General features: G+C 60.8%; 21 protein-coding genes, 1 pseudogene and 2 riboswitches. Of the genes and pseudogenes, 11 read left to right on the forward strand and 11 right to left on the reverse strand.

The window, feature by feature from the left end; all coding sequences use genetic code 11:
• Positions 1-76 precede the first annotated feature (76 nt).
• Positions 77-940, forward strand: coding sequence for an inositol monophosphatase (locus JJ869_RS00910; protein WP_292264086.1), 864 nt, complete (start codon positions 77-79; stop codon positions 938-940).
• Between the two features lie 10 nt (positions 941-950).
• Here the strand turns inward: JJ869_RS00910 and JJ869_RS00915 are convergent, their stop codons facing one another.
• The 6 genes from JJ869_RS00915 to JJ869_RS00940 all read right to left on the reverse strand — a co-directional run bounded on the left by JJ869_RS00915 (position 951) and on the right by JJ869_RS00940 (position 7,129).
• Complete coding sequence (locus tag JJ869_RS00915) at positions 951-1,298, reverse strand: NAD(P)-binding oxidoreductase (protein ID WP_292264088.1); 348 nt, start codon at positions 1,296-1,298, stop codon at positions 951-953.
• The gene (locus JJ869_RS00920; RefSeq protein WP_292264090.1) at positions 1,226-1,591 is read right to left on the reverse strand and encodes an NAD(P)H-binding protein; all 366 of its coding nucleotides are present in this window, start codon (positions 1,589-1,591) and stop codon (positions 1,226-1,228) included. The genes JJ869_RS00915 and JJ869_RS00920 overlap by 73 nt, the downstream gene beginning before the upstream one ends.
• Positions 1,592-1,896: 305 nt before the next feature.
• Entirely contained in the window at positions 1,897-4,740 is a 2,844-nt protein-coding gene (gcvP, locus tag JJ869_RS00925) for an aminomethyl-transferring glycine dehydrogenase (protein ID WP_292264092.1), read from the reverse strand.
• Between the two features lie 131 nt (positions 4,741-4,871).
• A complete protein-coding gene (gene gcvH / locus JJ869_RS00930) occupies positions 4,872-5,231 on the reverse strand; it encodes a glycine cleavage system protein GcvH (RefSeq protein ID WP_292264094.1) in 360 nt (119 codons plus the stop codon).
• Positions 5,232-5,250: 19 nt separating this feature from the next.
• Positions 5,251-6,375, reverse strand: a complete 1,125-nt coding sequence (gene gcvT / locus JJ869_RS00935) for a glycine cleavage system aminomethyltransferase GcvT (protein ID WP_292264096.1) — start codon at positions 6,373-6,375, stop codon at positions 5,251-5,253.
• 88 nt (positions 6,376-6,463) lie between these two features.
• A riboswitch (glycine riboswitch) is annotated at positions 6,464-6,530 on the reverse strand.
• A 3-nt stretch (positions 6,531-6,533) separates the two neighbouring features.
• Positions 6,534-6,621: riboswitch (glycine riboswitch) on the reverse strand.
• Between the two features lie 37 nt (positions 6,622-6,658).
• Positions 6,659-7,129 carry an Rrf2 family transcriptional regulator gene (locus JJ869_RS00940; RefSeq protein ID WP_292264097.1) on the reverse strand — a complete coding sequence of 157 codons (471 nt, stop codon included), beginning with the start codon at positions 7,127-7,129 and terminating at the stop codon, positions 6,659-6,661.
• A 92-nt stretch (positions 7,130-7,221) separates the two neighbouring features.
• Between JJ869_RS00940 and JJ869_RS00945 the strand changes: the two genes are divergently transcribed.
• Entirely contained in the window at positions 7,222-7,785 is a 564-nt protein-coding gene (locus JJ869_RS00945) for a gamma-glutamylcyclotransferase family protein (RefSeq protein WP_292264098.1), read from the forward strand.
• Positions 7,785-9,032 carry a DUF2254 domain-containing protein gene (locus tag JJ869_RS00950; RefSeq protein WP_292264099.1) on the forward strand — a complete coding sequence of 416 codons (1,248 nt, stop codon included), beginning with the start codon at positions 7,785-7,787 and terminating at the stop codon, positions 9,030-9,032. The genes JJ869_RS00945 and JJ869_RS00950 overlap by 1 nt, the downstream gene beginning before the upstream one ends.
• Here the strand turns inward: JJ869_RS00950 and gltX are convergent.
• Positions 9,029-10,366 carry a glutamate--tRNA ligase gene (gene gltX, locus JJ869_RS00955; RefSeq protein ID WP_292264100.1) on the reverse strand — a complete coding sequence of 446 codons (1,338 nt, stop codon included), beginning with the start codon at positions 10,364-10,366 and terminating at the stop codon, positions 9,029-9,031. The genes JJ869_RS00950 and gltX overlap by 4 nt on opposite strands.
• A 167-nt stretch (positions 10,367-10,533) precedes the next feature.
• Here gltX and JJ869_RS00960 point away from each other — a divergent pair, with 167 nt between their 5' ends.
• Together JJ869_RS00960 and JJ869_RS00965 are read left to right on the forward strand one after the other, a co-directional pair.
• Positions 10,534-11,487, forward strand: coding sequence for an MBL fold metallo-hydrolase (locus JJ869_RS00960; RefSeq protein ID WP_292264101.1), 954 nt, complete (start codon positions 10,534-10,536; stop codon positions 11,485-11,487).
• Positions 11,488-11,529: 42 nt separating this feature from the next.
• Complete coding sequence (locus tag JJ869_RS00965) at positions 11,530-11,922, forward strand: metallopeptidase family protein (protein ID WP_292264102.1); 393 nt, start codon at positions 11,530-11,532, stop codon at positions 11,920-11,922.
• A 27-nt stretch (positions 11,923-11,949) separates the two neighbouring features.
• Here the strand turns inward: JJ869_RS00965 and JJ869_RS00970 are convergent, their stop codons facing one another.
• Positions 11,950-13,347 carry a 2-isopropylmalate synthase gene (locus JJ869_RS00970; RefSeq protein ID WP_292264103.1) on the reverse strand — a complete coding sequence of 466 codons (1,398 nt, stop codon included), beginning with the start codon at positions 13,345-13,347 and terminating at the stop codon, positions 11,950-11,952.
• Positions 13,348-13,502: 155 nt separating this feature from the next.
• On the opposite strand from JJ869_RS00970, the gene JJ869_RS00975 reads away from it, so the two are divergent.
• The gene (locus tag JJ869_RS00975; protein ID WP_292264104.1) at positions 13,503-15,164 is read left to right on the forward strand and encodes an NAD+ synthase; all 1,662 of its coding nucleotides are present in this window, start codon (positions 13,503-13,505) and stop codon (positions 15,162-15,164) included.
• A gap of 75 nt (positions 15,165-15,239) precedes the next feature.
• Entirely contained in the window at positions 15,240-15,620 is a 381-nt protein-coding gene (locus tag JJ869_RS00980) for a DUF805 domain-containing protein (protein ID WP_292264105.1), read from the forward strand.
• A 37-nt stretch (positions 15,621-15,657) separates the two neighbouring features.
• Here JJ869_RS00980 and hppD read toward each other — a convergent pair whose 3' ends face one another.
• Entirely contained in the window at positions 15,658-16,752 is a 1,095-nt protein-coding gene (gene hppD / locus JJ869_RS00985) for a 4-hydroxyphenylpyruvate dioxygenase (RefSeq protein ID WP_292264106.1), read from the reverse strand.
• A 126-nt stretch (positions 16,753-16,878) separates the two neighbouring features.
• Here hppD and JJ869_RS00990 point away from each other — a divergent pair, with 126 nt between their 5' ends.
• Entirely contained in the window at positions 16,879-17,346 is a 468-nt protein-coding gene (locus tag JJ869_RS00990) for an Lrp/AsnC family transcriptional regulator (RefSeq protein ID WP_292264107.1), read from the forward strand.
• On the opposite strand, the gene JJ869_RS00995 is transcribed toward JJ869_RS00990, so the two are convergent.
• Both JJ869_RS00995 and JJ869_RS01000 read right to left on the reverse strand, forming a co-directional pair.
• On the reverse strand, positions 17,347-18,159 hold the full coding sequence (locus tag JJ869_RS00995) for a trypsin-like peptidase domain-containing protein (protein WP_292264108.1): 813 nt from the start codon (positions 18,157-18,159) through the stop codon (positions 17,347-17,349).
• Positions 18,160-18,243: 84 nt separating this feature from the next.
• The gene (locus tag JJ869_RS01000; protein WP_292264109.1) at positions 18,244-19,005 is read right to left on the reverse strand and encodes an NAD kinase; all 762 of its coding nucleotides are present in this window, start codon (positions 19,003-19,005) and stop codon (positions 18,244-18,246) included.
• A gap of 170 nt (positions 19,006-19,175) precedes the next feature.
• Between JJ869_RS01000 and glyA the strand changes: the two genes are divergently transcribed.
• From glyA to JJ869_RS01015, 3 genes and pseudogenes are all read left to right on the forward strand, one after another.
• Positions 19,176-20,471: a serine hydroxymethyltransferase gene (glyA, locus tag JJ869_RS01005; protein WP_292264110.1), complete on the forward strand. Its 1,296-nt coding sequence runs from the start codon at positions 19,176-19,178 to the stop codon at positions 20,469-20,471.
• Between the two features lie 206 nt (positions 20,472-20,677).
• Positions 20,678-21,361, forward strand: coding sequence for a DUF4336 domain-containing protein (locus JJ869_RS01010; RefSeq protein ID WP_292264111.1), 684 nt, complete (start codon positions 20,678-20,680; stop codon positions 21,359-21,361).
• A gap of 337 nt (positions 21,362-21,698) precedes the next feature.
• Positions 21,699-21,798, forward strand: a pseudogene (locus tag JJ869_RS01015) (mannose-6-phosphate isomerase); the annotation flags it as partial.

Here is a 21,798-nt window from a genome sequence, read left to right on the forward strand (position 1 = left end):
GCAATAAACCACCTTGCCCTGAGGCCAATCCCTTGGCATGCCCCAGGCAACCCACCACAAGAAATCGAGTCGCCCGATGTCCGACAGCCTCCCCATGACGATCCCGGCCCCGCTGACGCAAGCGCAGCGTACGCAGATCATCAACCTCGTGCGCCGCGCCGCTCGGGCCGAGATCCTGCCGCGCTTCCGCACGCTGGGCACCGGCGACATTGACCAGAAATCCGGTCCGATGGATGTGGTCACCGCCGCCGACAAGGAAGCGGAAAAGATGATCGTGCGGGGATTGCTTGCGATGTTCCCCAATGCGCTGATGGTTGGCGAAGAGACCGTGACCGATGAAAAGGTGGCCGCGCTTGCCGACGCGGAAATGGGCTTCACCATCGACCCGGTCGACGGCACGTGGAACTTTGCCCACGGGCTGGCCACCTTTGGCGTGATCCTGTCGATGACCCGCTTTGGCGTTCCGGTCTTCGGCCTGATCTATGACCCAATCACCGATGAGCTGCTGATTGCAGATGAAACCGGCCCGGCACAGGTGATCGCCCCGCGCCGTCCCGCCCGCACCGTCTCGGTGTCAAAAGGTGGGCCGGTTGAGGCGTTGAGCGGCTTTGCCTCTGTCTACAACGTGCCCGAAAACAAGCGGGCCGACCTGATCGGGCTCATGACCCGGTTCCAGCGGCTATACATGCTTCGCTGTGCGGCGCATGAGTTCCGCATGGTGGCACAAGGCCATGTCGACTTTGTTCTGTGTTCCAACCTGACACCATGGGACCACGCCGCCGGTGCCCTGATCGTCAAGCGTGCCGGTGGCCATGTCGCCTGTCTTGACGGATCTGACTATCGCGCCCAGATGCGCGACTGCTATCTGCTCTGTGCGCCTGACGCCGCCACATGGGGCCGGGTGCGCGACGCGATGTCGTTCCTGTTGGACGCCGACTGATCACTGGCACTCAACGGGTCAGAACGACATCCGCTTTGACATCCAACCCCTGCTCGACAGCGTCGATCAGGTAGTGCGCAACGCTGGCGCGGGAAATCAGCCCGTTGCGCCATGTCGCAGGATCCCGCAGCACGCGATAGTCTTCGGTCCGCGCGCCTTTGGTAAGGATCACCGGACGCACGAGTGTCCAATCGGTGTCTGAGGCCGTTATCAAAGCTTCCTGACGGTCCTTGTCGGCATAGGGCTTGCCCAGAATGGCGCGGTGGCCGGTCTTTTCGATCCAGCTCATCGCGCTTTGGCTGCGGCCCGCGCCGAACCCGGTAACGACCACCAGACGTGACACATCCGACTGCGCCATTGCATGAAGCAAAACGGCGTGGTCTCTGAAAAGAGAGTTTCCTCCTCCCAAAGCATCGCCAGACGTTCGGTGATGCCCAGCGCATAGACCACCGCCCGCGCCCCATCCAAAGCGCGCAACACATCCTCTGCCGAGGTGGCGTCTCCTTTGAAGGGTTCTACAAGGTCGGCCGCCTCAAGTTTGTCCGCACTTCGGGCAAAGGCACGCACGGGCAGACCGCGCCGCACCGCCTCGTTCATGGCACAGCGCCCGATACCGGACGTGGCCCCTATGATCAGGATCGGCTTGGTCAATTCTGAAGGTCCTCGAAATGCGCCGTGTAGCGTCGATGCTGTGAGCGATCATGCTTGAGCGCAAGATCCCCGCGGTAGGGCGACACGGTCACAACCGGGATCGCCTTCTGCTCATCCGCAAGCGTCTTTGGTCTGCCACCAGTCAGCCGGTGTTTCAGGGCTCGGAATAAATGTCTCATACCCAAGGAACGTAGTGCGCCCCGATCGGTTGCAACGCCGTGGTCGGAATTTTCCGTCCCCTTGGCCTTTGACGAAACAGGCCGGGTGTTGCGCCCGGCCTGCATCTGAAAGTCTCATTGCGAGGGTCACTCCGCCGCTTCGGCGTAATCCTCCATCGGCGGGCAGGTGCAGACCAGATGCCGATCCCCATAGGCGTTGTCGACCCGGTTGACCGGCGGCCAGTACTTGTCCACCCGGAAGGCCCCCGGCGGGAAACACCCCTGTTCGCGGCTGTAGGGCCGATCCCAATCGCGCACGAGGTCTTCCATCGTATGCGGCGCCAGCTTGAGCGGATTGACCTCGCGGTCCATATCCCCTGCCTCGATGGCGCGGATTTCCTCGCGGATCGCCAGCATCGCATCGCAGAACCGGTCCAGCTCCGCCTTGGTCTCCGATTCCGTGGGTTCGACCATCAGCGTTCCTGCCACGGGCCAACTCATCGTCGGCGCGTGGAACCCCGCGTCGATCAGGCGTTTGGCGATGTCTTCGACAGTGACACCCGCCGATTTCTCGAAAGGCCGCACGTCGAGGATACACTCATGCGCGACGCGGCCCTTTTCACCGCGGTAGAGCACGTCAAAAGCCCCTGCGAGCCGTGTCGCGATGTAGTTCGCGTTCAGGATCGCCACGCGCGTCGCCTGAGTAAGGCCTTCGCCCCCCATCATCAGGCAATAAGCCCAGGAGATCGGCAAGAGGGACGGCGACCCGAAGGGCGCCGCACTCACAGCGCCTTCACCCGACACCGGGTCACCCGGCAGATGCGGGATCAGATGCGCCTTGACGCCAATCGGCCCCATACCCGGCCCGCCGCCGCCATGCGGGATGCAGAAGGTCTTGTGCAGGTTCAGGTGGCTCACATCGCCACCCAGATCGCCAGGCCGCGACAGGCCAACCATGGCGTTCATGTTGGCACCATCGATATAGACCTGCCCGCCATGTTCGTGCGTGATCGCGCAGACATCCTTGACCGTGCCTTCGAACACACCGTGGGTCGACGGGTAGGTGATCATCGTTCCGGCAAGATTCTCCGAATGCTGCTCGGCCTTGGCGCGGAAGTCGACAAGGTCGATGGAGCCGTTGTCGTCGCATTTCACCGGCACAACTTTCCAACCGACCATCTGCGCTGAGGCCGGGTTGGTCCCGTGCGCATTGACCGGGATCAGGCAGATGTTTCGATGCCCCTGCCCGTTCGCCCGGTGATAGCCCGCAATTGCCAACAGCCCCGCATATTCCCCCTGTGCGCCAGAGTTGGGCTGCATCGAAATCGCGTCATAGCCAGTGATCGTACACAGCTTCGCGTTCAGGTCCCCGATCAGCGTGTGATAGCCGCGAACCTGATCGTCGGGCACATAGGGGTGGATGTCCGCGAACTCGCGCCAGCTCACCGGCATCATTTCCGCCGCGGAATTGAGCTTCATCGTACAGGACCCCAGCGGGATCATGGCGCGGTCCAGCGCCAGATCCCGGTCCGCAAGACGGCGCATGTAACGCATCATCTCGGTCTCGGCCCGGTTCATGTGGAAAACGTCGTGCTGGAGGTACTCGGAGGTGCGAATGAGCGCGTCCGGCAGGCGATACTCCGGCGTGAGGTCATCATCCGACTTGACCAGACCGAAGGCCCGCCAGACGGCTTCGATGGTCGCCGGACGCGATTTCTCGTCCAGCGTGATGCCGATCTTTGTCTTGCCCACGGCCCGCAGGTTCAGCCCTTCGCGCACGGCCGCCTGCAACACGCCGCGCTGCAAAAGGCCCACATCGACAGTGATCGTATCGAAGAACGCCTTGGGCTCCACCTTGAAGCCTGCCGCCTCAAGCCCCTTGGCCAGACGCACCGTCTTGCGATGAATGCGCTGTGCAATCGCGCGCAGCCCTTTGGGCCCGTGGAAGACCGCATAGAAGCCCGCCATCACAGCCAGAAGCGCTTGCGCCGTGCACACGTTCGATGTCGCCTTTTCCCGGCGGATATGTTGCTCACGGGTTTGCAGCGCGAGGCGGTAGGCCTTGTTGCCATGTGAATCTATGGAGATCCCCACGATCCGCCCCGGCATCGCGCGCTTGTAGTCGTCCTTGGTGGCCATATAGGCCGCGTGCGGTCCGCCATAGCCAAGCGGAATTCCGAAGCGCTGGGTCGATCCCACAGCGATATCGGCCCCCATCGCACCCGGTTCCTTGAGCAGACACAACGCCATCGGATCGGCGGACATGATCGCAATCGCCTTGGCCCTGTGCAGCCGCGCGATGTCATTGGTGAAATCTCGCAGATGCCCGTAGGTGCCCGGATACTGGAAGATCGCGCCGAACACCGCCTCGGGGTCCATATCCGCCACGTCACCGACGATGATCTCGATCCCCAAAGGCGCTGCGCGGGTTTTCATGACAGTGATGTTCTGTGGATGGCAGTTTGCATCCACGAAAAACGCGGTCGCCTTCGACTTGGCCACCCGCTGTGCCATGGTCATCGCCTCGGCGCAGGCGGTCGCCTCGTCCAAGAGCGACGCGTTGGCGATCTCCAACCCGGTCAGGTCGCTGACCATGGTCTGGTAGTTCAACAGCGCCTCTAGCCGCCCTTGGCTGATCTCGGGCTGATACGGCGTGTAGGCCGTGTACCACGCCGGGTTCTCAAAGATGTTGCGCTGGATTGCGGGCGGCGTGACCGTGCCGTGATACCCCATCCCGATCAGCGAGGTCAGAACCTCGTTCTGCGATGCGGTCTCGCGCATGTGATAGAGCAACTCCCGCTCCGACAACGCCTTGCCGAAATCAAGCGGTTCGGCCTGACGGATGCTTTCGGGCACAGTCTGCGAAATCAGATCGTCGAGCTTTGACACACCAACCGTTGCCAGCATCTCGGCCATCTCTGCCGGCGACGGGCCGATGTGACGCCGGTTGGCAAAATCATACGGCAGATAGTCGATGGCATCATAACCCATGTCGCTCTCCTTGCGGTTTGGAACGGCGCACCGCCCCCTGCTTCTTCTTTTCAAAAATGTGCCCTGCAACGGCGCCATCCGGCACTCCGTGGGGCAAGGGGCGGGCAGGCCTCAGGACCCGCCCAACCGGATCAGCCGATGTATTTCTTGTAGTCGGCTTCATCCATAAGGTCGTCCAGCGCCGACATGTCCTCAATCTTCATCTTGAAGAACCACGCATCGCCTTCCGGGTCCTCGTTGACCTTACCGGGCTCTTCGACCAACGCTTCATTCACTTCGGTGATTTCCCCGTCCAGCGGTGCGAGGATGTCCGACGCCGCCTTGACCGATTCGATCACCACAACCTCATCGTCCTTGCTGACCATGGTGCCTTCCTCGGGCAGTTCGATGAACACCACATCGCCCAATTGCTCTGCCGCATGCGCCGTGATCCCCACGACCACCTCGTCGCCTTCGACGCGCAGCCATTCATGTTCCTCGGTGAATTTCATATGGTTCCTCTTGGAGTGATTATCGTTTGAACCCTGCCGCCACGAAGGGCAGTTTGGCAACAGAAACAGGAAGCCGTTTGCCCCGGACTTCGCCAAAAAGCGCGGCGCCGATCTCTGCATGGCCGGCATCGACATAGCCCATGGCGACGGGCGCACCGACGGTTGGGCCAAACCCACCTGATGTGACTCCACCGATAGGCGTATCAGCCTCTGCACTGGCGAAAAGCGCCGTGCCTTCGCGCATCGGTGCCCGCCCTTCGGGCAAGAGGCCGACGCGCTTGCGCGAAATGCCTTCAGCCATCTCGCGCAGGACACGGTCGGCACCGGGGAACCCGCCTTCGCGGTCACCCCCGGCACGGCGCATCTTCTGGATGCCCCAGGTCAGCCCACCCTCAACGGGCGAGGTGGTGGCGTCGATATCGTGCCCATAAAGGCAAAGCCCGGCTTCGAGGCGGAGCGAATCCCGAGCGCCAAGTCCGATGGCCTCCACATCCTCGTGCGCCAGCAGGGCCTTTGCCAAATCTGTGGCGGCCGCCACAGGCACGGATATCTCATATCCGTCTTCCCCTGTGTAGCCGGACCGCGACACCCAGCATTCCGCTCCGGCGATGGGCACGGTCGCCACATCCATGAACCGCATCTCGGCCACTGACGGGTGATGCTCGGCCAATACGGCCTCAGCTTTCGGCCCCTGCAACGCCAAAAGCGCGCGGTTTTCCAACAGCTTGACTGTCACCTCAGGCTCAAGTGCCGCGCGCATCCGCGCGACATCAGCCTCTTTGCAGGCGGCATTCACAACAACGAACAGGTGATCGCCGCGGTTGGCGAACATCAGATCGTCTTCGATCCCACCCGCGTCATTGGTGAAGAAACCGTATCGCTGACGTCCCTCACCCAGACCAAGCACATCCTGCGGGATCAATCGTTCCAGCGCGGCTTTGGCGACCTCTGGATCGTCGGATCGCAGAATCGCCTGCCCCATGTGGCTCACATCGAACAGACCCGCAGCGGCGCGGCACTGCAAGTGTTCTTTCATAACGCCAAGGCTGTATTGCACGGGCATCTCGTAGCCCGCAAACGGCACCATCTTTGCGCCCAGCGCGACATGCAGATCGTATAGCGGTGTGCGTTTCAAATCGCTCACGCGGCATCCCTTCACGTTCAACCGGGTGCTTGTGATACGACAACCGGCATATTCCATCCCGCGCGACTGCGCAGACGTCCTATGCCCCCTCTGTCCTTTCGCCTGAGATCGTTATCCCTTCGGCGTTCCGGGTCCGGCCCGAAATCTCTCCAGAGTCTATGTCCGCGACGGTCCTTCGGCCTGAGAGTTTCCGGGGGCGGTTGCTCCTTCGGCACCGGTCAAGACCGGTTCTCCCATCGTGGATGTATGCAGTGGTAGACCGTTTTCAGAACGGTCTCAAGTGTCAAACTGCAAGCGCGGCTTCCCGGGCTGCGCAGGCCCGTTCGGGATTGAGAATATCCAGCAGATCCGCATTGGTGCAGACCAGCGCATCGAGCGTGATCGGGTCAAGCGACTGGTAGAACGCTTCGACAGCGTCAGTCAGGGCGGTGCGCAGAAGACAGGCCTCGGTCAGCGGACACGTGTTGTCGACATCTGCAAAGCATTCGGCCAGCGGCACAGGCGCTTCCAGCACGCGGAACACATCGCCAATCCGGATCTCGTCCGCTGGACGACCCAGTTCCAGACCGCCATTGCGGCCGCGTTGGGTGTGGAGGAACCCAAGCTGCCCCAACTGGTTGATGACCTGAGCAAGGTGATTTTCAGAAGCGTTGCACCGCTCCGCGATTTCGGACTTAGTCACAAGTCGGCCCGTGTTGGCGGCGCAGAACATGAGGACACGCATCGCGATGTTGGTTCGTTTGGTGACACGCAAAGCAGTCATCCTTTCAGATCGGTTGGCCAAACCTACCGGTTCATGCAAAGTTGTCTTTGATATACATCAACCAATCGCGAGCAGATAGCCCCGTGAAGCACCTGCATTTTTTCGGCTACGGATCATTGGTCAACAGGAATACACATAGCTTTACGCCGATCCATGCCTCGCAAATCGCGGGGTGGCGGCGAATCTGGCAGCGCGCTCCGAATCGGCCCGCAGCATTCCTGTCGGTCATCGTCGATTCGGACAGCGTGATTGACGGGGTGATCGCGCCGGTGCCGAATCACGATTGGGTGGCGCTTGATGCCCGTGAATTTTCCTATGCGCGCCTTGCGGTGACCGACGCGGTGCGACACGCGGCGACCGACGTGCGCGACATCTCGATCTATGCCATCCCACCCGGCGATGCGGCACCACCGGACAAGGATCACCCGATCCTGCTCAGCTACGTAGACGCGGTTCTTCAAGGCTATCTGCGCGAATTCGGCGAAGCCGGTGCCGAGCGGTTCTGCACGACGACAGAAGGTTGGGACACCCCGGTGCGCAACGACAGGGCGGACCCGATCTACCCGCGCGCGCAGCGCCTGACCCAGCTAGAGCAGACCTTCGTCGATGACATGCTGCTGACCCTGCGTGCCAAGGTGTTTGCCTGATGCGCGAACGCATCTGGCTCTGGCTCACACGCCTGTGGCGTCGCCCTGGCATCCGCATCTCGGCGTTTGGAAGCGCCGCATTGCTCGTGTCCCTCATCGCGCCTCTGGTCGACCGATCACTCCCCGAATGGCTGGTTGACCGCTTCTCGCGCGACGCAGTTCTGCCGATCCTCAACATTCTTGCGTCATCGATGCTGGCGGTCACCACCTTTTCGCTGGGTATCATGGTGCAGGCGTTCCGCTCCGCCGCGGGTCAGGCGACGCCACGGGTCTACCGGCTGTTGATGCAGGACATGACAACGCTCAACGTGATGTCGGTCTTTGTCGGCGCGTTCCTGTTCTCGCTGGCCTCGATCGTGATGTTCCGGGCCGGGTTCTATGGCGAATCCGCCGCTGTGATCGTCTTTGGCCTGACCATGGTCTGCATCCTGATGATCGTGGTCGCGATCCTGCGCTGGATTGCGCATCTCAGCCAGTTGGGCAGTCTGCACCACACCCTGAACCTTGTCGAACAAGCCGCCAAGGCACCTTTGGAACGGCTTGCGCGGAAATCCAATCTCGGGGCGAGGCCTGCCGAAAATGCGCCGAAGGCTCCGAAAGGCGCGACACCGCTATTGGCCCCACGGTCGGGCTATGTGCAGTTTCTGTCACTGGCAGAACTCAACGAACAGCTCAAAGAAACTGACGCCACCCTCTGGGTCTTTGCGCCGCCCGGCAGTTGGGTACTCAAGGACACGCCGCTGGCCTATGTCGAGGGCGAATGTGACCCCGACACCCTGATCGAGAACTTCACGATGGGCGACGAACGCACCGTCGAACAAGACGCCAGGTTTGGCCTCGTCATTCTGTCAGAGGTCGCGTCGCGCGCTCTGTCCCCCGGTGTCAACGATCCGGGCACGGCGATTGATGTGATTCACCGCATTGAACGCATCCTTTGGACACTGGGTCAGGGCATGGCCGACAAAGACCGTGACACCACGGTCGAATTCGAACAGGTGATCATCGGCACGGTCAGCGCCGAAGACCTGCTGAATGATGGCTATGCCAGCCTGATGCAGGACGGCGGCAACCGGTTCGATGTGATGGCGCAGATGCTCAAGGCGGCAACTCGGCTGAGCAAGAGCGATTGGTCCGATCTCGCCAGTGCCGCCGAGAAGACGCGGGACACCGCATTGGGCATCATCGACCGCAAGATCGAAGACCCCGACGCGGTGAAATCGCTTCAGGAGCGGGCCAAGCGCACTTAGGCTTTGGCGAGTTTCCGCGCCGGAATGGTCTGCAACAGCGGCAGCAGGTCCGCCATTTCAGGCCCGCGTTCCTGCCCGGTCAGCGCCTTGCGCAGCGGCATGAACAGGCCCTTGCCTTTACGTCCGGTCGCCTCTTTGACGGCGTTGGTCCAGCTGCTCCACGCATCGGGGCCAAGTGGCCCTTCGGGAAGCAACGCCATCGCTTCGGCGATGAACGCTGCGTCTTCGTCGTCGACCATGGGCTCTGCGCCATCGGCACAGAGCGTCCACCATTTGGCGATGTCATGCCGCGTGGTGATGTTGTCGCGCGCCACGTTCCAAAACGCCTCGCCCTTGTCCGCAGGCACGCCGAGAGTGTCCAGATCGCTCTTGATGGCAGCGTAATCCAACCCGTGCAGCTTGCGCGCGGTGAGCGGGAACAGGTCTTCGAAATCGAACTTCGTCGGGGCCGACCCGAACTGGCTCAGGTCAAACCCGTCCGCGATCTCTTCCAGCGACATCCGAAGTTCCACCGGCTGCGACGATCCCAGCCGCGCCATCAGGCTCAGCAATGCCTCTGGCTCAATGCCCTGCTCGCGGAGATCGCGCAGCGCGAGTGTGCCCAGACGCTTGGACAGCGACTCACCCTGCGGTCCGGTCAGCAACGAATGGTGTGCAAAGGACGGCACGTTGCCACCCAGTGCACGGATGATCTGGATCTGCGTTGCGGTGTTGGTCACGTGGTCCGACCCGCGCACCACATGGGTCACACCCATTTCGGTGTCATCCACGACGGATGCCAGCGTGTAGAGGATCTGTTTGTCAGCCCGGATCAGCACCGGATCACTGACGCTGGCCGCATCAATCGAGATGTCGCCAAGGATGCCATCGGTCCAATCGATACGCTCCTGATCCAGCTTGAAGCGCCAGACGCCATCGCCACGTTCGGCGCGCAGTTTGGCCTTTTCGTCGTCGGCCAGCGCAAGCGCCGCACGGTCATAAACCGGCGGCTTACCCATGTTCAGCTGCTTTTTGCGCTTGAGGTCGAGTTCGGTCGGCGTCTCGAACGCCTCATAAAAGCGCCCCATCTCGCGCAGCGTGTCCGCAGCCGCGTGGTACTGGTCGAGCCGCTCTGACTGCCGTTCAACCCGGTCCCACGTCAGACCCAACCACTCCAGATCCTGCTTCAGAGCATCGACATATTCTTCCTTCGACCGCTCGGGATCGGTGTCGTCGATACGCAGGATGAACGTGCCGCCGGATTTGCGGGCGATCAGGTAGTTGAACAAAGCGGTGCGCAGGTTGCCAACATGGATGTAACCGGTGGGCGACGGCGCGAAACGGGTGGTTGTCATGGACTGTGTCTCCTGTTGCCCGCGCTGTCTCACAAAGGGATGCTTTTGTCCAGAAAGCCCCGCACCAATGCTCTGCACCATTGCACAGTCACGAAGACGTGAACGAACAAGCTTTGGTCAATTTAGCAGCTACTCTCATGGTCATTACAAATAGGGGAGCGACCACTATGTCTGAATTTTCAATGTCACGCCGCAGCCTGCTTGCCGGGGCGGCCGCCCTTCCAATGGCAGCGGGTCTTGGCATCACCAAGGCAAACGCGGCAGGACACGCACAAGGGCCTCAGATCCCGCGCGTCAACCGCTTTGGCGTCGGCGATTTCGAAGTCACCACCATGCTGGTCGGAAGCCGCACGGTGGAAGAACCGCAAACAATCTTCGGCATGAACGTCAGCGCCGAAGAATTTGCAGCTGCCTCGGCCGAGGCACGGATCCCGGTCGACAAAGCGCAGTTCTTCTTCACGCCGACACTGGTCAACACCGGGTCCGAGCTGATCCTGTTCGACACCGGCCTCAACGGTGCCGCAACCGCGCAGGCGGTCGAGATGGCGGGATACTCCGCTGACGCCGTGACTCATGTTGTCCTGACCCACATGCATGGCGACCATATCGGTGGCCTGATGACCGATGGCGCCGAGACCTTCGCGAACGCCGCCTACATCACCGGGCAGGCGGAATTCGACCATTGGTCCGGCACCGACAACGAAGGCTTTGCCAACAACGTCAAACCGCTGGCCGAGAAGATGTCATTCCTTGGCGACGGCGACAGTGTCACCTCGGGCATCACAGCGAAGGCAGCCTTCGGCCACACGCCGGGTCACATGACCTACATGCTCGACAGCAACGACCAGCAGCTTCTGATCCTTGCGGACCTGACAAACCACTATGTCTGGTCGCTGGCACACCCCGATTGGGAAGTCCGTTTCGACATGGACAAAGCCGCCGCAGCCGCGTCGCGCCGCAACGTGCTGGGAATGCTGGCCACCGATGCCGTGCCGTTCATCGGCTACCACATGCCCTTCCCGGGTGTGGGCTACCACATGCCCTTCCCGGGTGTGGGCTATGTCGAAACACGCGGTGACGGCTTCCACTACGTGCCGCACAGCTATCAGCTGTTGCTCTGATCTTGGCTTGACGCGGTCATCCAACGGAGTGCTGATGCACGGATGACCGCACAAGACGATATCGACGACATCACACGTTATGCCGAGGCAGCCCTGAACGGGCTGCCTTTGCCGTTTCGCGACCTATGCCAGGACGTTCTTCTGCAGGTCGTAGACTGGCCACCGCAGGACATTTTGGACGAGCTGGAGATCGACGATCCGCTGGAACTGACCGGGCTCTATGACGGCATCCCCCTGACCGAGAAGTCCACAGGCGATCCGTCACCCTTTCCCGATCAGGTCTGGCTTTATGCCGAACCGATCCTTGCCGAATGGCGTGACCGGAAATCGGTTACGCTACAGGATCTGGTGACCCATATCGTCGTGCATGAAATCGCGCACCACTTCGGCTGGACCGATGACGAGATCGCCGAGGTGGACCGCTGGTGGGAATAGCTCGACGCTGCGTCGCAAACCCCAGGCTCAGCCGTCCGTCAAAGCCCCATTGACCCACTCGCCCGTGGCGGTTTCTCCGGATGCATAACGCATGGTGCCGGTGCCCTGACGTTTGCCGTCAAGGAACGTGCCCTCATAGACATCGCCATTGGCATAGGTCGCGGTTCCCTGACCGCTGATCTCGCCGTTCTGCCACTCGCCAACGTATTTGAAACCGTCCGCCATGGTGATCTCACCCTGACCGTGACGTTGCCCATCGGCGAACTGGCCCACATAGACCGTGCCATCGGTATAGGTCGCGGTCCCCTGCCCGTGGCGCTGGCCATCAAGCCATTCGCCCTCGTATTTGTAGCCGTCAGGGTAAGTCATGACGCCGACACCGTGGTTGCGGGCGTTCTTGAACTCGCCTTCATATACCAAACCATTGGCATAGACCGCACGGCCCTTGCCGTCGATCACGCCATCGACCCAGACCCCTTCATAGGTCGAGCCATCGGGATAGGTGATCTTGCCCTCACCATTGGCCAGATCGCCCCGGAACTGGCCTTCGTACACCGACCCGTCGGGATAGGTGACCTTGCCGATGCCTTCGATCTGGCCCGCGACCCACGCGCCCTCATAGCGATAGCCATCAGTGCCGATGAACGTACCCTGACCGTGGCGCAGGTCGTCCTTGAACTCACCCTCATAAACGTCGCCATTGGCATAACGCACGGTGCCCTGCCCATCGCGACGCCCGGCGACCAGCTGACCCTCGTAGACATCGCCGTTGGATTGCGTCAGCGTGCCGATCCCGTCGATCTGACCGTCTTTCCACATCCCATCATAGATCAGTCCGTCAGGCATGGTCAGCTTGCCCTGACCCTCACGGTCGCCATCTGCAACGCGGCCTTCATAGATCGACCCGTCCGGGTAGGTGATGGTCCCGTTGCCTTCCTTGACGCCGTTGATCCAGTCGCCTTCGTAGACATAGCCGCCCGGGCTTTGCATCGTGCCACGCCCATGATGCAGCGCATTGCGGAATGACCCTTCGTAGCGCACGCCATTGGCATAGAGCGCCACACCCTGCCCGGTGATCTTGCCGTCGAGCCATGACCCCTCGTAGGTCGACCCATCCGCGAATACGATCTTGCCGATCCCTTCGGGTTTGCCCTTGGCGAACTGGCCTTCATAGACCGACCCATTGGGAAAACGGGCGACACCGTTGCCCCGGATTTCGCCCTCGACCCAATCGCCAGTGTACTCATAGCCATTCGGCAGACGGTAGGTGCCGGTGCCGTGCTGCAACCCGTTGAGGAAAGTGCCTTCGTAGACACCTCCATCATCATATTGCTTGGTCTGCACCTCGGCGTTCTGCGCCACGACACCCTGTGCGAGGAAAAGTGCGACTGCCGCACCCAAAAAGACGTTGCTGCCCGGTCTCATTTGTTCGGTATCCCACTCATGTCCGTTGCCATGACCCTGTGACCGAAACCTAAGCGACCGGGCGGGGTCAGACAATGTCTTATCCGACAAGACGCTTTCCCTCGCGCAGGGTTCTGCTATGTCACCCGCGATATCGGGAAAGGAAGGACCGCCCCATGTCGGATCGGTTTCGCATCACTCTGGCGCAGTTGAACCCTACTGTGGGCGACCTTGCAGGCAACGCCGCCAAGGCGCGCGCCACATGGGAAGAGGGCAAGGCGGCGGGTGCTGACCTGGTCGCGCTGCCCGAGATGTTCATCACGGGGTATCAGGCCCAGGACCTGATCATGAAACCCGCCTTTGTCGCCGCCGTGCAGGCCGAACTGACCGCCTTGGCCGAAGCCTGCGCCGATGGTCCAGCGCTTGCCATCGGCGGTCCATCGGTGGGCGAAGACCTCAAGCTGCACAACAGCTACTTCGTGCTGCAAAACGGTAAGGTTGCCTCGGTAGTCCACAAATATTTCCTGCCCAACTTCAACGTCTTCGACGAGGTGCGCCTGTTTTCGCGCGACATGATGCAGGGGCCTGTGTCCATCAACGGCGTGCGCATTGGCATACCGATCTGCGAGGACGCTTGGTATCCCGACGTGGTCGAAGCGCTTGAGGAAAGCGGCGCGGAAGTCATCCTTGTGCCAAACGGCTCCCCGTATTTCCGCAACAAGTTCGAGACCCGCCTGAACCACATGGTCGCCCGTGTCGTGGAAAGCGGATTGCCGCTGATTTACCTCAACATGGTCGGCGGTCAGGACGATCAGGTTTTTGACGGGGGATCGTTTGCGCTCAATCGCGGCGGTGTGCCTGCTGTCCAACTCCCGATTTTCGACGAGGTGATAAGCCATGTCGATCTCGAACGCAGAGACCAAGGCTGGCACGTTCTCGATGGAGATTTCACCACCCACCCGGAGCCGATGGAACAGGACTACCGCGTCATGGTCACCGCGCTGCGGGATTACATGGCGAAAACCGGCTTCAAGAAAGTGCTGCTGGGTCTGTCCGGCGGAATCGACAGCGCCATTGTGGCAACCATCGCGGTCGACGCGTTAGGCGCAGAGAACGTGCGCTGCGTCATGCTGCCGTCTGAGTACACGTCGCAAGGATCGCTGGACGACGCCAAGGCGGTGGCCCAAAACCTTGGCTGCCGGTACGATTTTGTACCAATTGGTAAAACACGCGATGCGGTGACGGAAACGCTGGCGCCGCTCTTCGAAGGCACCCAACCCGATCTGACCGAAGAGAACATCCAGTCCCGCATCCGGGGTCTGCTGTTGATGGCGCTTTCCAACAAGTTCGGCGAGATGCTTCTGACCACCGGCAACAAGTCCGAGGTCGCGGTGGGCTATGCCACGATCTATGGCGACATGGCGGGCGGCTACAATCCGATCAAGGACATGTACAAGACTCGGGTGTTCGACTGCTGCCGCTGGCGGAACGCGAACCACCGCGACTGGATGATGGGACCCGACGGGCCTGTGATCCCCGAGGCGATCATCACCAAACCGCCTTCGGCCGAATTGCGAGAAGACCAAAAAGACAGCGACTCGCTGCCCGATTATCCTGTGCTGGACGGCATCCTGCAAATCCTCGTGGATGATGACGGCTCTATCGCCGATTGCGTGGCTGCCGGATATGACCGTGCCGATGCCAAACGCATCGAGCATCTGCTCTACATCAGCGAATACAAGCGCTTCCAATCCGCCCCAGGCGCGCGCCTGTCGAAACGCGCCTTCTGGCTGGACCGCCGCTATCCCATTGTGAACCGCTGGCGCGACCCGAGCTGACTTTTGCCTGCCCGGTTGACTGAGGAATTCCTTCGGCCATCATACGAGTAACGCCAATTTCTTGGAGTTATTCGAATGGAAAAGATTCAAACCGCCGTTCGCATGGTTCTGTCGAAATACGCAACCTTCACCGGGCGCGCCTCGCGATCCGAGTTCTGGTGGTGGGTTTTGGCCGTCTTTGTCACCATGCTGATTGTCGGGGCAATTGACGCTATACTCTTCGGCACCGGTCCCGAGGCTGGAAGTCCGATTTCGTTTCTGGTCAGCCTAGGGCTTCTTGTTCCAAACATCGCTGTCGGCGCCCGCCGGATGCACGACATTGGCAAGTCCGGGTGGTGGCTCTTGATCGCGTTCATCCCAATCGTTGGGTTCTTCGTGCTTTTGTATTTTTACGTTCAGCCCAGCGAACCTGAGCCCAACGCCTACGGCGCGCCAGAGCCGTTCCCGATCCAGTAACGGACCGGGACCACTCAAGTTCGAGGCACGCGGCGGTTCAGCTGGCCTTCAGCACGCCGCGTTCGATCTGGTCCGCCTCAATGCTCTCGAACAGGGCTTTAAAGTTGCCTTCGCCGAAGCCGTCATCGCCTTTGCGCTGGATGAATTCAAAGAAGATCGGCCCGATCACGGTCTTCGAGAAGATCTGGAGCAGGATGCGGGTTTCGCCGCCGCCGACCACACCCTCGCCGTCGATCAGGATGCCGTGCTTCTTCATCCGGTCGAGCGGCTCTTCGTGGCCGACAACGCGGGTTTTGCTGAGGTCGTAATAGGCGTCGGGCGGTGCGGGCATGAATCTCAGACCACGATCCGCGATCTCGTCCACCGCGTCATAGATGTCGCGTGCGCCCACAGCGATGTGCTGGATGCCTTCGCCCTTGTAGCGTTTGAGGTATTCGACGATCTGCCCGGTCTCACCCCGGTCTTCGTTGATCGGGATGCGGATGCGCCCACAGGGCGAGGTCAGCGCGCGGCTCAAAAGCCCGGTGAATTTGCCTTCGATGTCGAAGAAGCGGATTTCCTTGAAGCCGAAGATCTTGCCGTAGAAGTTGAACCAAGTGTCCATGTTGCCCTTGTGGACATTGTGGGTGAGGTGATCGAGGTAGTGGAACCCGACGCCTTCGGGATTGGCAGTCCCAACCCAGTCGAACTCTTCATTGTAGGGGTTCTGGCCGTAATATTTGTCGATGAAGTAGATCACCGAACCGCCAATACCGACAATCGCAGGCACGTCCATCGCCTTGTCGTCAGCGTCATATGGTGTCGCCCCCAGCATTACCGCGCGGTCGTAGGCGTGTTTGGCATCAACAACGCGCCAGCCCATCGACGGGGCGCAAGGACCGTGTTCCGCGACAAAGCGCATGGCGTGGCTGCCGGGTTCATTGTTCAGGATGTAGGTGATGTCTCCCTGCTGCCACAGCTCGATCTGCTTGGTCTTGTGCGTGGCAGTGTGGGTGTAGCCCATCTTGGTGAAAAGCTCACGCAGCGCGTCCGGATCGGGATGCGCGAATTCGACGAATTCGAACCCGTCGGTTCCGGCGGGGTTATCATTGCTGATCTTTGCTTTCGGCGCATCGTGCGGAAACGGACCCATGGCATTCTCCTTGTTTGCGAGAAAGCTACGCCGAAACCGGTGCGGATTTCGGGCAATCATTGAGCCCTTTGATCGAAATTATGCAGAATTATTGCACATCGTCACAAAATGGCGCACGATTGACGCATGACCGCGTTGGATTCCAAAGACCTCAAACTGCTCGCCCGATTGCAGAAGGACGGGCAAACCTCGGCTCAGGATCTGGCCGAACATCTGGGTATGTCGGCCTCTCAAATCAGCCGCCGCCGCCAAAGGTTGGAGGCCGAAGGTTATATCATCGGCACGCCCTGCCGTCTGAACCCCGACAAACTGGAGCTTTCGGTGCAGGCCTTCATTCAGGTCGAGACCCGCGCCCAGAGCAACGGCACCCATCAGTCGATCAAACGACTGGTCAGCACAACCCCCGAAATCGTCGCCGCGTGGACGCTCACCGGAGAGGCGGATTACATCTTCCGGGTCTATTGCGCAGATCTGAAGGCGCTCAATCATCTGGTGCAGGAGGTGCTGTTGCCGCACGATTCCATCGGGCGGGTCCACAGCCAGATCGTGATGGATCAGGTCAAGGATGACACCGCCCTGCCCTTGCCGCCGTGATCAATCCACTTTGACGAACCGTGCCCCACCAGCGCGTTCACCAACGGTCACGCGGCGCGCTCCGGCGGTCACGGGTGCCCGGGCGGCATCATTGCGCATATTGCGCATCATCGCCGAGACCGAGTCGGGCAGCGACATGCCGATGGCCTCTTTCTCGGCATTGGGCGCGGTGGACATCATCGACACCACAGACACGATGCGCAGCCTACCCTGATCATTCACAAAGACCGGCGCGCCTGACGAGCCGAAGGTCACATCACAATCAAAGGTCATCAGCCCACCACGATAGGTCTGTTTGTGCCGACACCCGGATTCGCGCTGCAGCGAGGTGTTCCGGCCCCGTCCATAGGAGACAAGAATCACCGAGCCTGCATCCATGGTACGGTCGTGAATGCGAAACGGCTCGGCTTCGGTGCTGAAGATCGGGCTGTCGAGGCGCAGAAGCGCCAGATCGGTGCGCACCTGTTCGGTCAGGGAAGCGTCGAACGACTCGAGATAGCCTTCGGACAATACGATCCGGGTGACGCCCCGGACAGCGGCGGTGAAATCGTGGGTCAGCCCCGCATGAAAGCGCATGCGGTCGTTCGGCAGCACGGTGCGGGTGGCCTCGTCAACCACACAATGGGCCGCCGTGAGGACCAAATCGCGGGCGATGAGCGTGCCTGTGCACGTGCCAATCGACGTATCCAGACGGCCAACGCCCTCCCAGCCCAGCACTTCTCCGCGATTGTCGAGGCGGTCGCGTTCCTGCGCCGATGTCGCGGTGGGCAGGCACATCAGCGCTGCCAGAAACAGTATGTGAAATCCCCGCATGACCTTGCCCTTCACAATTGACCGGTGCTGAGGATAGCGGCCCGACATGGCGCAAGCTTGGCGATTTTGCGACGCGACCTGAGTTTAGACGAACTGCTCCTGGATCAGCCGTTCCTCAAGCCCATGGCCGGGATCGAAAAGGACCCTGTGTGCGATGGACGGTTCGGAACGAATGTCGACGCGCACAACGTCACGTACGGCTCGGGCGTCCGCTTCGGCCATCACCGGACGCTTGTCAGGATCAAGCACTTCGAAAGTCACCTCAGCCGTCTTGGGCAAGAGCGCGCCGCGCCAGCGCCGGGGCCGGAACGCGGCCATCGCGGTGAGCGCCAGCACGTCAGACCCGATGGGCAGAATCGGCCCGTGCGCGGAATAGTTATAGGCGGTGGATCCGGCTGGCGTTGCGACCAAGGCGCCGTCGCAGACGAGTTCGGACATGCGTACCTTGCCATCGACACTGATCCTGAGACGCGCCGCCTGAGGCCCTGCCCGCAAAAGCGAGACTTCGTTGATCGCAAGCGCCCGTTGTGTGCTGCCATCCCGACATGTGGCGAGCATCGACAGCGGGTTGATGACCTCTTCCTGCGCCTGCTCAAGCCTCTCTTCCAGCCCGTGTTCGGAATATTCGTTCATCAGGAAGCCGACAGTTCCCCGGTTCATGCCGTAGACAGGGGCGGGCAGGTCCTGAGTTCGGTGCAATGTGGCCAGCATGAACCCGTCCCCGCCCAAGGCCACAATCACATCCGCGCCGTCTTCGTTGTGATCGCCATAGCGACGGGTCAGTCCCGCCTTGGCCGATTGTGCAATCGGCGCGGAGCTGGCAGCAAAGGCAATGCGCAGGGACATATGTTGGAGTTCCTATCGGGGTCATGCCGTTCCGAAACAAGCACAAACGCCTGCCGCATACCAGACATGGCGCAGCTTTGTGTCGTGTGGTCGCTTTCCAACCTTTGCCTTTTGGCGCAACTCCTATACGTAACCGCCAAAGTTTGACCCGCTTCAAGGAGGCCCTGCCCATGAACGCTCCGCACCGTGACACTGGTTTTTTCTCCAAATCGCTGGCCGACAGCGACCCGGATCTGTTCAAGTCGATCACTGATGAGCTGGGCCGCCAGCGCGACGAGATCGAGCTGATCGCCTCTGAGAACATCGTCAGCCGCGCCGTGATGGAAGCGCAGGGCTCGGTGATGACCAACAAGTACGCCGAAGGCTATCCGGGCCGTCGCTATTACGGCGGCTGCCAGTTCGTCGACGTGGCCGAAAACCTTGCCATTGAGCGGGCGTGCCAGCTTTTCAACTGCAGCTTCGCCAACGTGCAGCCGAACTCCGGCTCTCAGGCAAACCAGGGTGTCTTTACCGCGCTCTTGCAGCCCGGTGACACGATCCTCGGCATGAGCCTTGATGCCGGTGGTCACCTGACCCACGGCGCGGCCCCGAACCAGTCGGGCAAGTGGTTCAACGCGATCCAGTACGGAGTGCGTCAGCAGGACAACATGCTGGACTACGATCAGGTTCAGGCGCTGGCCAATGAGCACAAACCGAAGCTGATCATCGCCGGTGGGTCGGCCATCCCGCGTCAGATCGACTTTGCCCGCATGCGCGAGATCGCGGATTCGGTTGGCGCGTATCTGCATGTGGACATGGCGCACTTTGCCGGTCTCGTGGCGGCAGGCGAACACCCCAGCCCGTTCCCGCATGCCCATGTCGCGACAACAACCACACACAAGACCCTGCGTGGTCCGCGCGGCGGGATGATCCTGACCAATGACGAGGCGCTGGCCAAGAAGTTCAACTCGGCCATCTTCCCCGGCATTCAGGGCGGTCCGCTGATGCATGTGATCGCGGCCAAGGCGGTTGCCTTTGGCGAAGCGCTGCGTCCCGAGTTCAAGACCTACCAGCAGAACGTCATCCGTAACGCACAGGCGCTGTCAGATCAACTCATCAAGGGCGGTCTGGACACCGTGACCCATGGCACCGACACCCATGTGGTGCTTGTTGACCTGCGCCCGAAAGGCGTGAAAGGCAACGCGACCGAAAAGGCATTGGGCCGCGCGCATATCACCTGCAACAAGAACGGCGTTCCGTTCGACCCGGAAAAGCCAACGATCACATCGGGCATTCGTCTGGGCTCGCCAGCGGGCACCACGCGCGGGTTCATGGAGGCCGAGTTCCGGCAGATCGCGGACTGGATCATCGAAGTGGTCGATGGGCTGGCCGTCAACGGTGAAGACGGCAACAGCGCGGTCGAGGACAAGGTGCGTGCCGAAGTAGCCGAACTTTGCGCCCGCTTCCCGATCTACCCCGACCTCTAATATTTTATGGCGCGGCTCAAGAGTCTTCGTACGAAGACTCTCAGCCCAACCCATTAAGATTCGACGAACGGAACCGCGCGCGGGGGGCTGGACACCACGCCCCTGCGATCACAGATCGACCCAAGTTGAAAAGAAGCCCTTGCTTGCAGGGGCTTCTTTTTCGTATCACAACTCATAGTTGAAGTGCGTAAACGGGACAGCCGGTAATGTTGCAGCCTTTCGGCCCAGAGATCTGGCTGTCTGACGGTGCGCCCATAAAGGCAGCGCTTGGCTTTCACTATCCGACCCGGATGGCGGTGATGCGGCTTCTGGACGGAAGCGTGGCAATCTGGTCCCCGACCGCCTTGACGCCTGAAGGTCTGGAAGAAATCCAGCAGCTTGGCCCGATCTACGCCCTCATCGCTCCGAACACGTTGCACCATATGCATCTGGCGGATTGGGTCCGTGCCTGTCCCGATGCCGAAGTGGTTGCTGTCCCAAGTCTTGAGAAGAAGCGCCGCGATCTCTTGGTTGACACGTTTCTGACGGAAACAGGGTATTCACTATGGCCCGGCGAATTTGATCACGTCCTTCTTGAGACGCGGATCACGTCAGAGGCCGTCTTCTTCCATCATGCGAGTGGCACCGTGCTGTTCACCGATTTGCTGCAACAGATGCCTCGCACCTGGTACAAAGGATGGCGTTCATGGGTGGCACGGCTGGACCTGATGACAGAAGACGAACCCACCGTGCCGTGGAAGTTCCGTATTGCGATCTCTGACCGTGACGCGGCGCGGCGCAGGGTCGACACGATCCTCAACTGGCCGATCCAGCAGGTTGTCATGGCGCATGGCACACCAGTGACCGACGACGCGCAGGCTTTTCTGAAGCGCGCCTTTCAGTGGCTGTGATGAACATCGGGATTGACCCGATGTCGATTCCGGTAGCGAGCCTGCGCGCTCTGGTCACGAGGGCCGATGTGGCGTGCCAAAATTCCCGAAGGCCATTCCACATCGGAGATGAAAAAACACGCCTCTGAAAAATCACAAACAGGGTTTTCATCCGGAATTTGCAGCGTATAGTCGCGCCCATGACACGTTTGGCCCATATCGCATTTTCGACGCGCTCCTGCGCGCCTCTTGCGCTGGCCACCCGTCTTCTCCTAATCCGCCTCTGAGCGCGGCCCAACCGGCGCGACCGCTCAGAGGGAGATTACACCGCGCCGACGCCCCCGGATTGGAGAGACCGATGAAGAAGATCAACCTGGCTGAGAAATTATCCCAGTTTTCGTCCCATTGGGACCCGCATGTCGTGGCCACGTATAATGGAAACGATGTGATGTTGGTCA

The organism is Marivita sp., from assembly GCF_017643905.1.
Taxonomy (GTDB): domain Bacteria; phylum Pseudomonadota; class Alphaproteobacteria; order Rhodobacterales; family Rhodobacteraceae; genus Marivita.

Bases quoted from the DNA above. Each gene is read 5' to 3' on its own strand.
- JJ869_RS00910 (WP_292264086.1), top strand. From the start codon at position 77: ATGTCCGACAGCCTCCCCATGACGATCCCGGCCCCGCTGACGCAAGCG.
- JJ869_RS00915 (WP_292264088.1), bottom strand. From the start codon at position 1,298: ATGGCGCAGTCGGATGTGTCACGTCTGGTGGTCGTTACCGGGTTCGGC.
- gcvP (WP_292264092.1), bottom strand. From the start codon at position 4,740: ATGGGTTATGATGCCATCGACTATCTGCCGTATGATTTTGCCAACCGG.
- gcvH (WP_292264094.1), bottom strand. From the start codon at position 5,231: ATGAAATTCACCGAGGAACATGAATGGCTGCGCGTCGAAGGCGACGAG.
- JJ869_RS00950 (WP_292264099.1), top strand. From the start codon at position 7,785: ATGCGCGAACGCATCTGGCTCTGGCTCACACGCCTGTGGCGTCGCCCT.
- gltX (WP_292264100.1), bottom strand. From the start codon at position 10,366: ATGACAACCACCCGTTTCGCGCCGTCGCCCACCGGTTACATCCATGTT.
- JJ869_RS00960 (WP_292264101.1), top strand. From the start codon at position 10,534: ATGTCTGAATTTTCAATGTCACGCCGCAGCCTGCTTGCCGGGGCGGCC.
- JJ869_RS00965 (WP_292264102.1), top strand. From the start codon at position 11,530: ATGACCGCACAAGACGATATCGACGACATCACACGTTATGCCGAGGCA.
- JJ869_RS00970 (WP_292264103.1), bottom strand. From the start codon at position 13,347: ATGAGACCGGGCAGCAACGTCTTTTTGGGTGCGGCAGTCGCACTTTTC.
- JJ869_RS00975 (WP_292264104.1), top strand. From the start codon at position 13,503: ATGTCGGATCGGTTTCGCATCACTCTGGCGCAGTTGAACCCTACTGTG.
- JJ869_RS00980 (WP_292264105.1), top strand. From the start codon at position 15,240: ATGGAAAAGATTCAAACCGCCGTTCGCATGGTTCTGTCGAAATACGCA.
- hppD (WP_292264106.1), bottom strand. From the start codon at position 16,752: ATGGGTCCGTTTCCGCACGATGCGCCGAAAGCAAAGATCAGCAATGAT.
- JJ869_RS00990 (WP_292264107.1), top strand. From the start codon at position 16,879: ATGACCGCGTTGGATTCCAAAGACCTCAAACTGCTCGCCCGATTGCAG.
- JJ869_RS00995 (WP_292264108.1), bottom strand. From the start codon at position 18,159: ATGCGGGGATTTCACATACTGTTTCTGGCAGCGCTGATGTGCCTGCCC.
- JJ869_RS01000 (WP_292264109.1), bottom strand. From the start codon at position 19,005: ATGTCCCTGCGCATTGCCTTTGCTGCCAGCTCCGCGCCGATTGCACAA.
- glyA (WP_292264110.1), top strand. From the start codon at position 19,176: ATGAACGCTCCGCACCGTGACACTGGTTTTTTCTCCAAATCGCTGGCC.
- JJ869_RS01010 (WP_292264111.1), top strand. From the start codon at position 20,678: ATGTTGCAGCCTTTCGGCCCAGAGATCTGGCTGTCTGACGGTGCGCCC.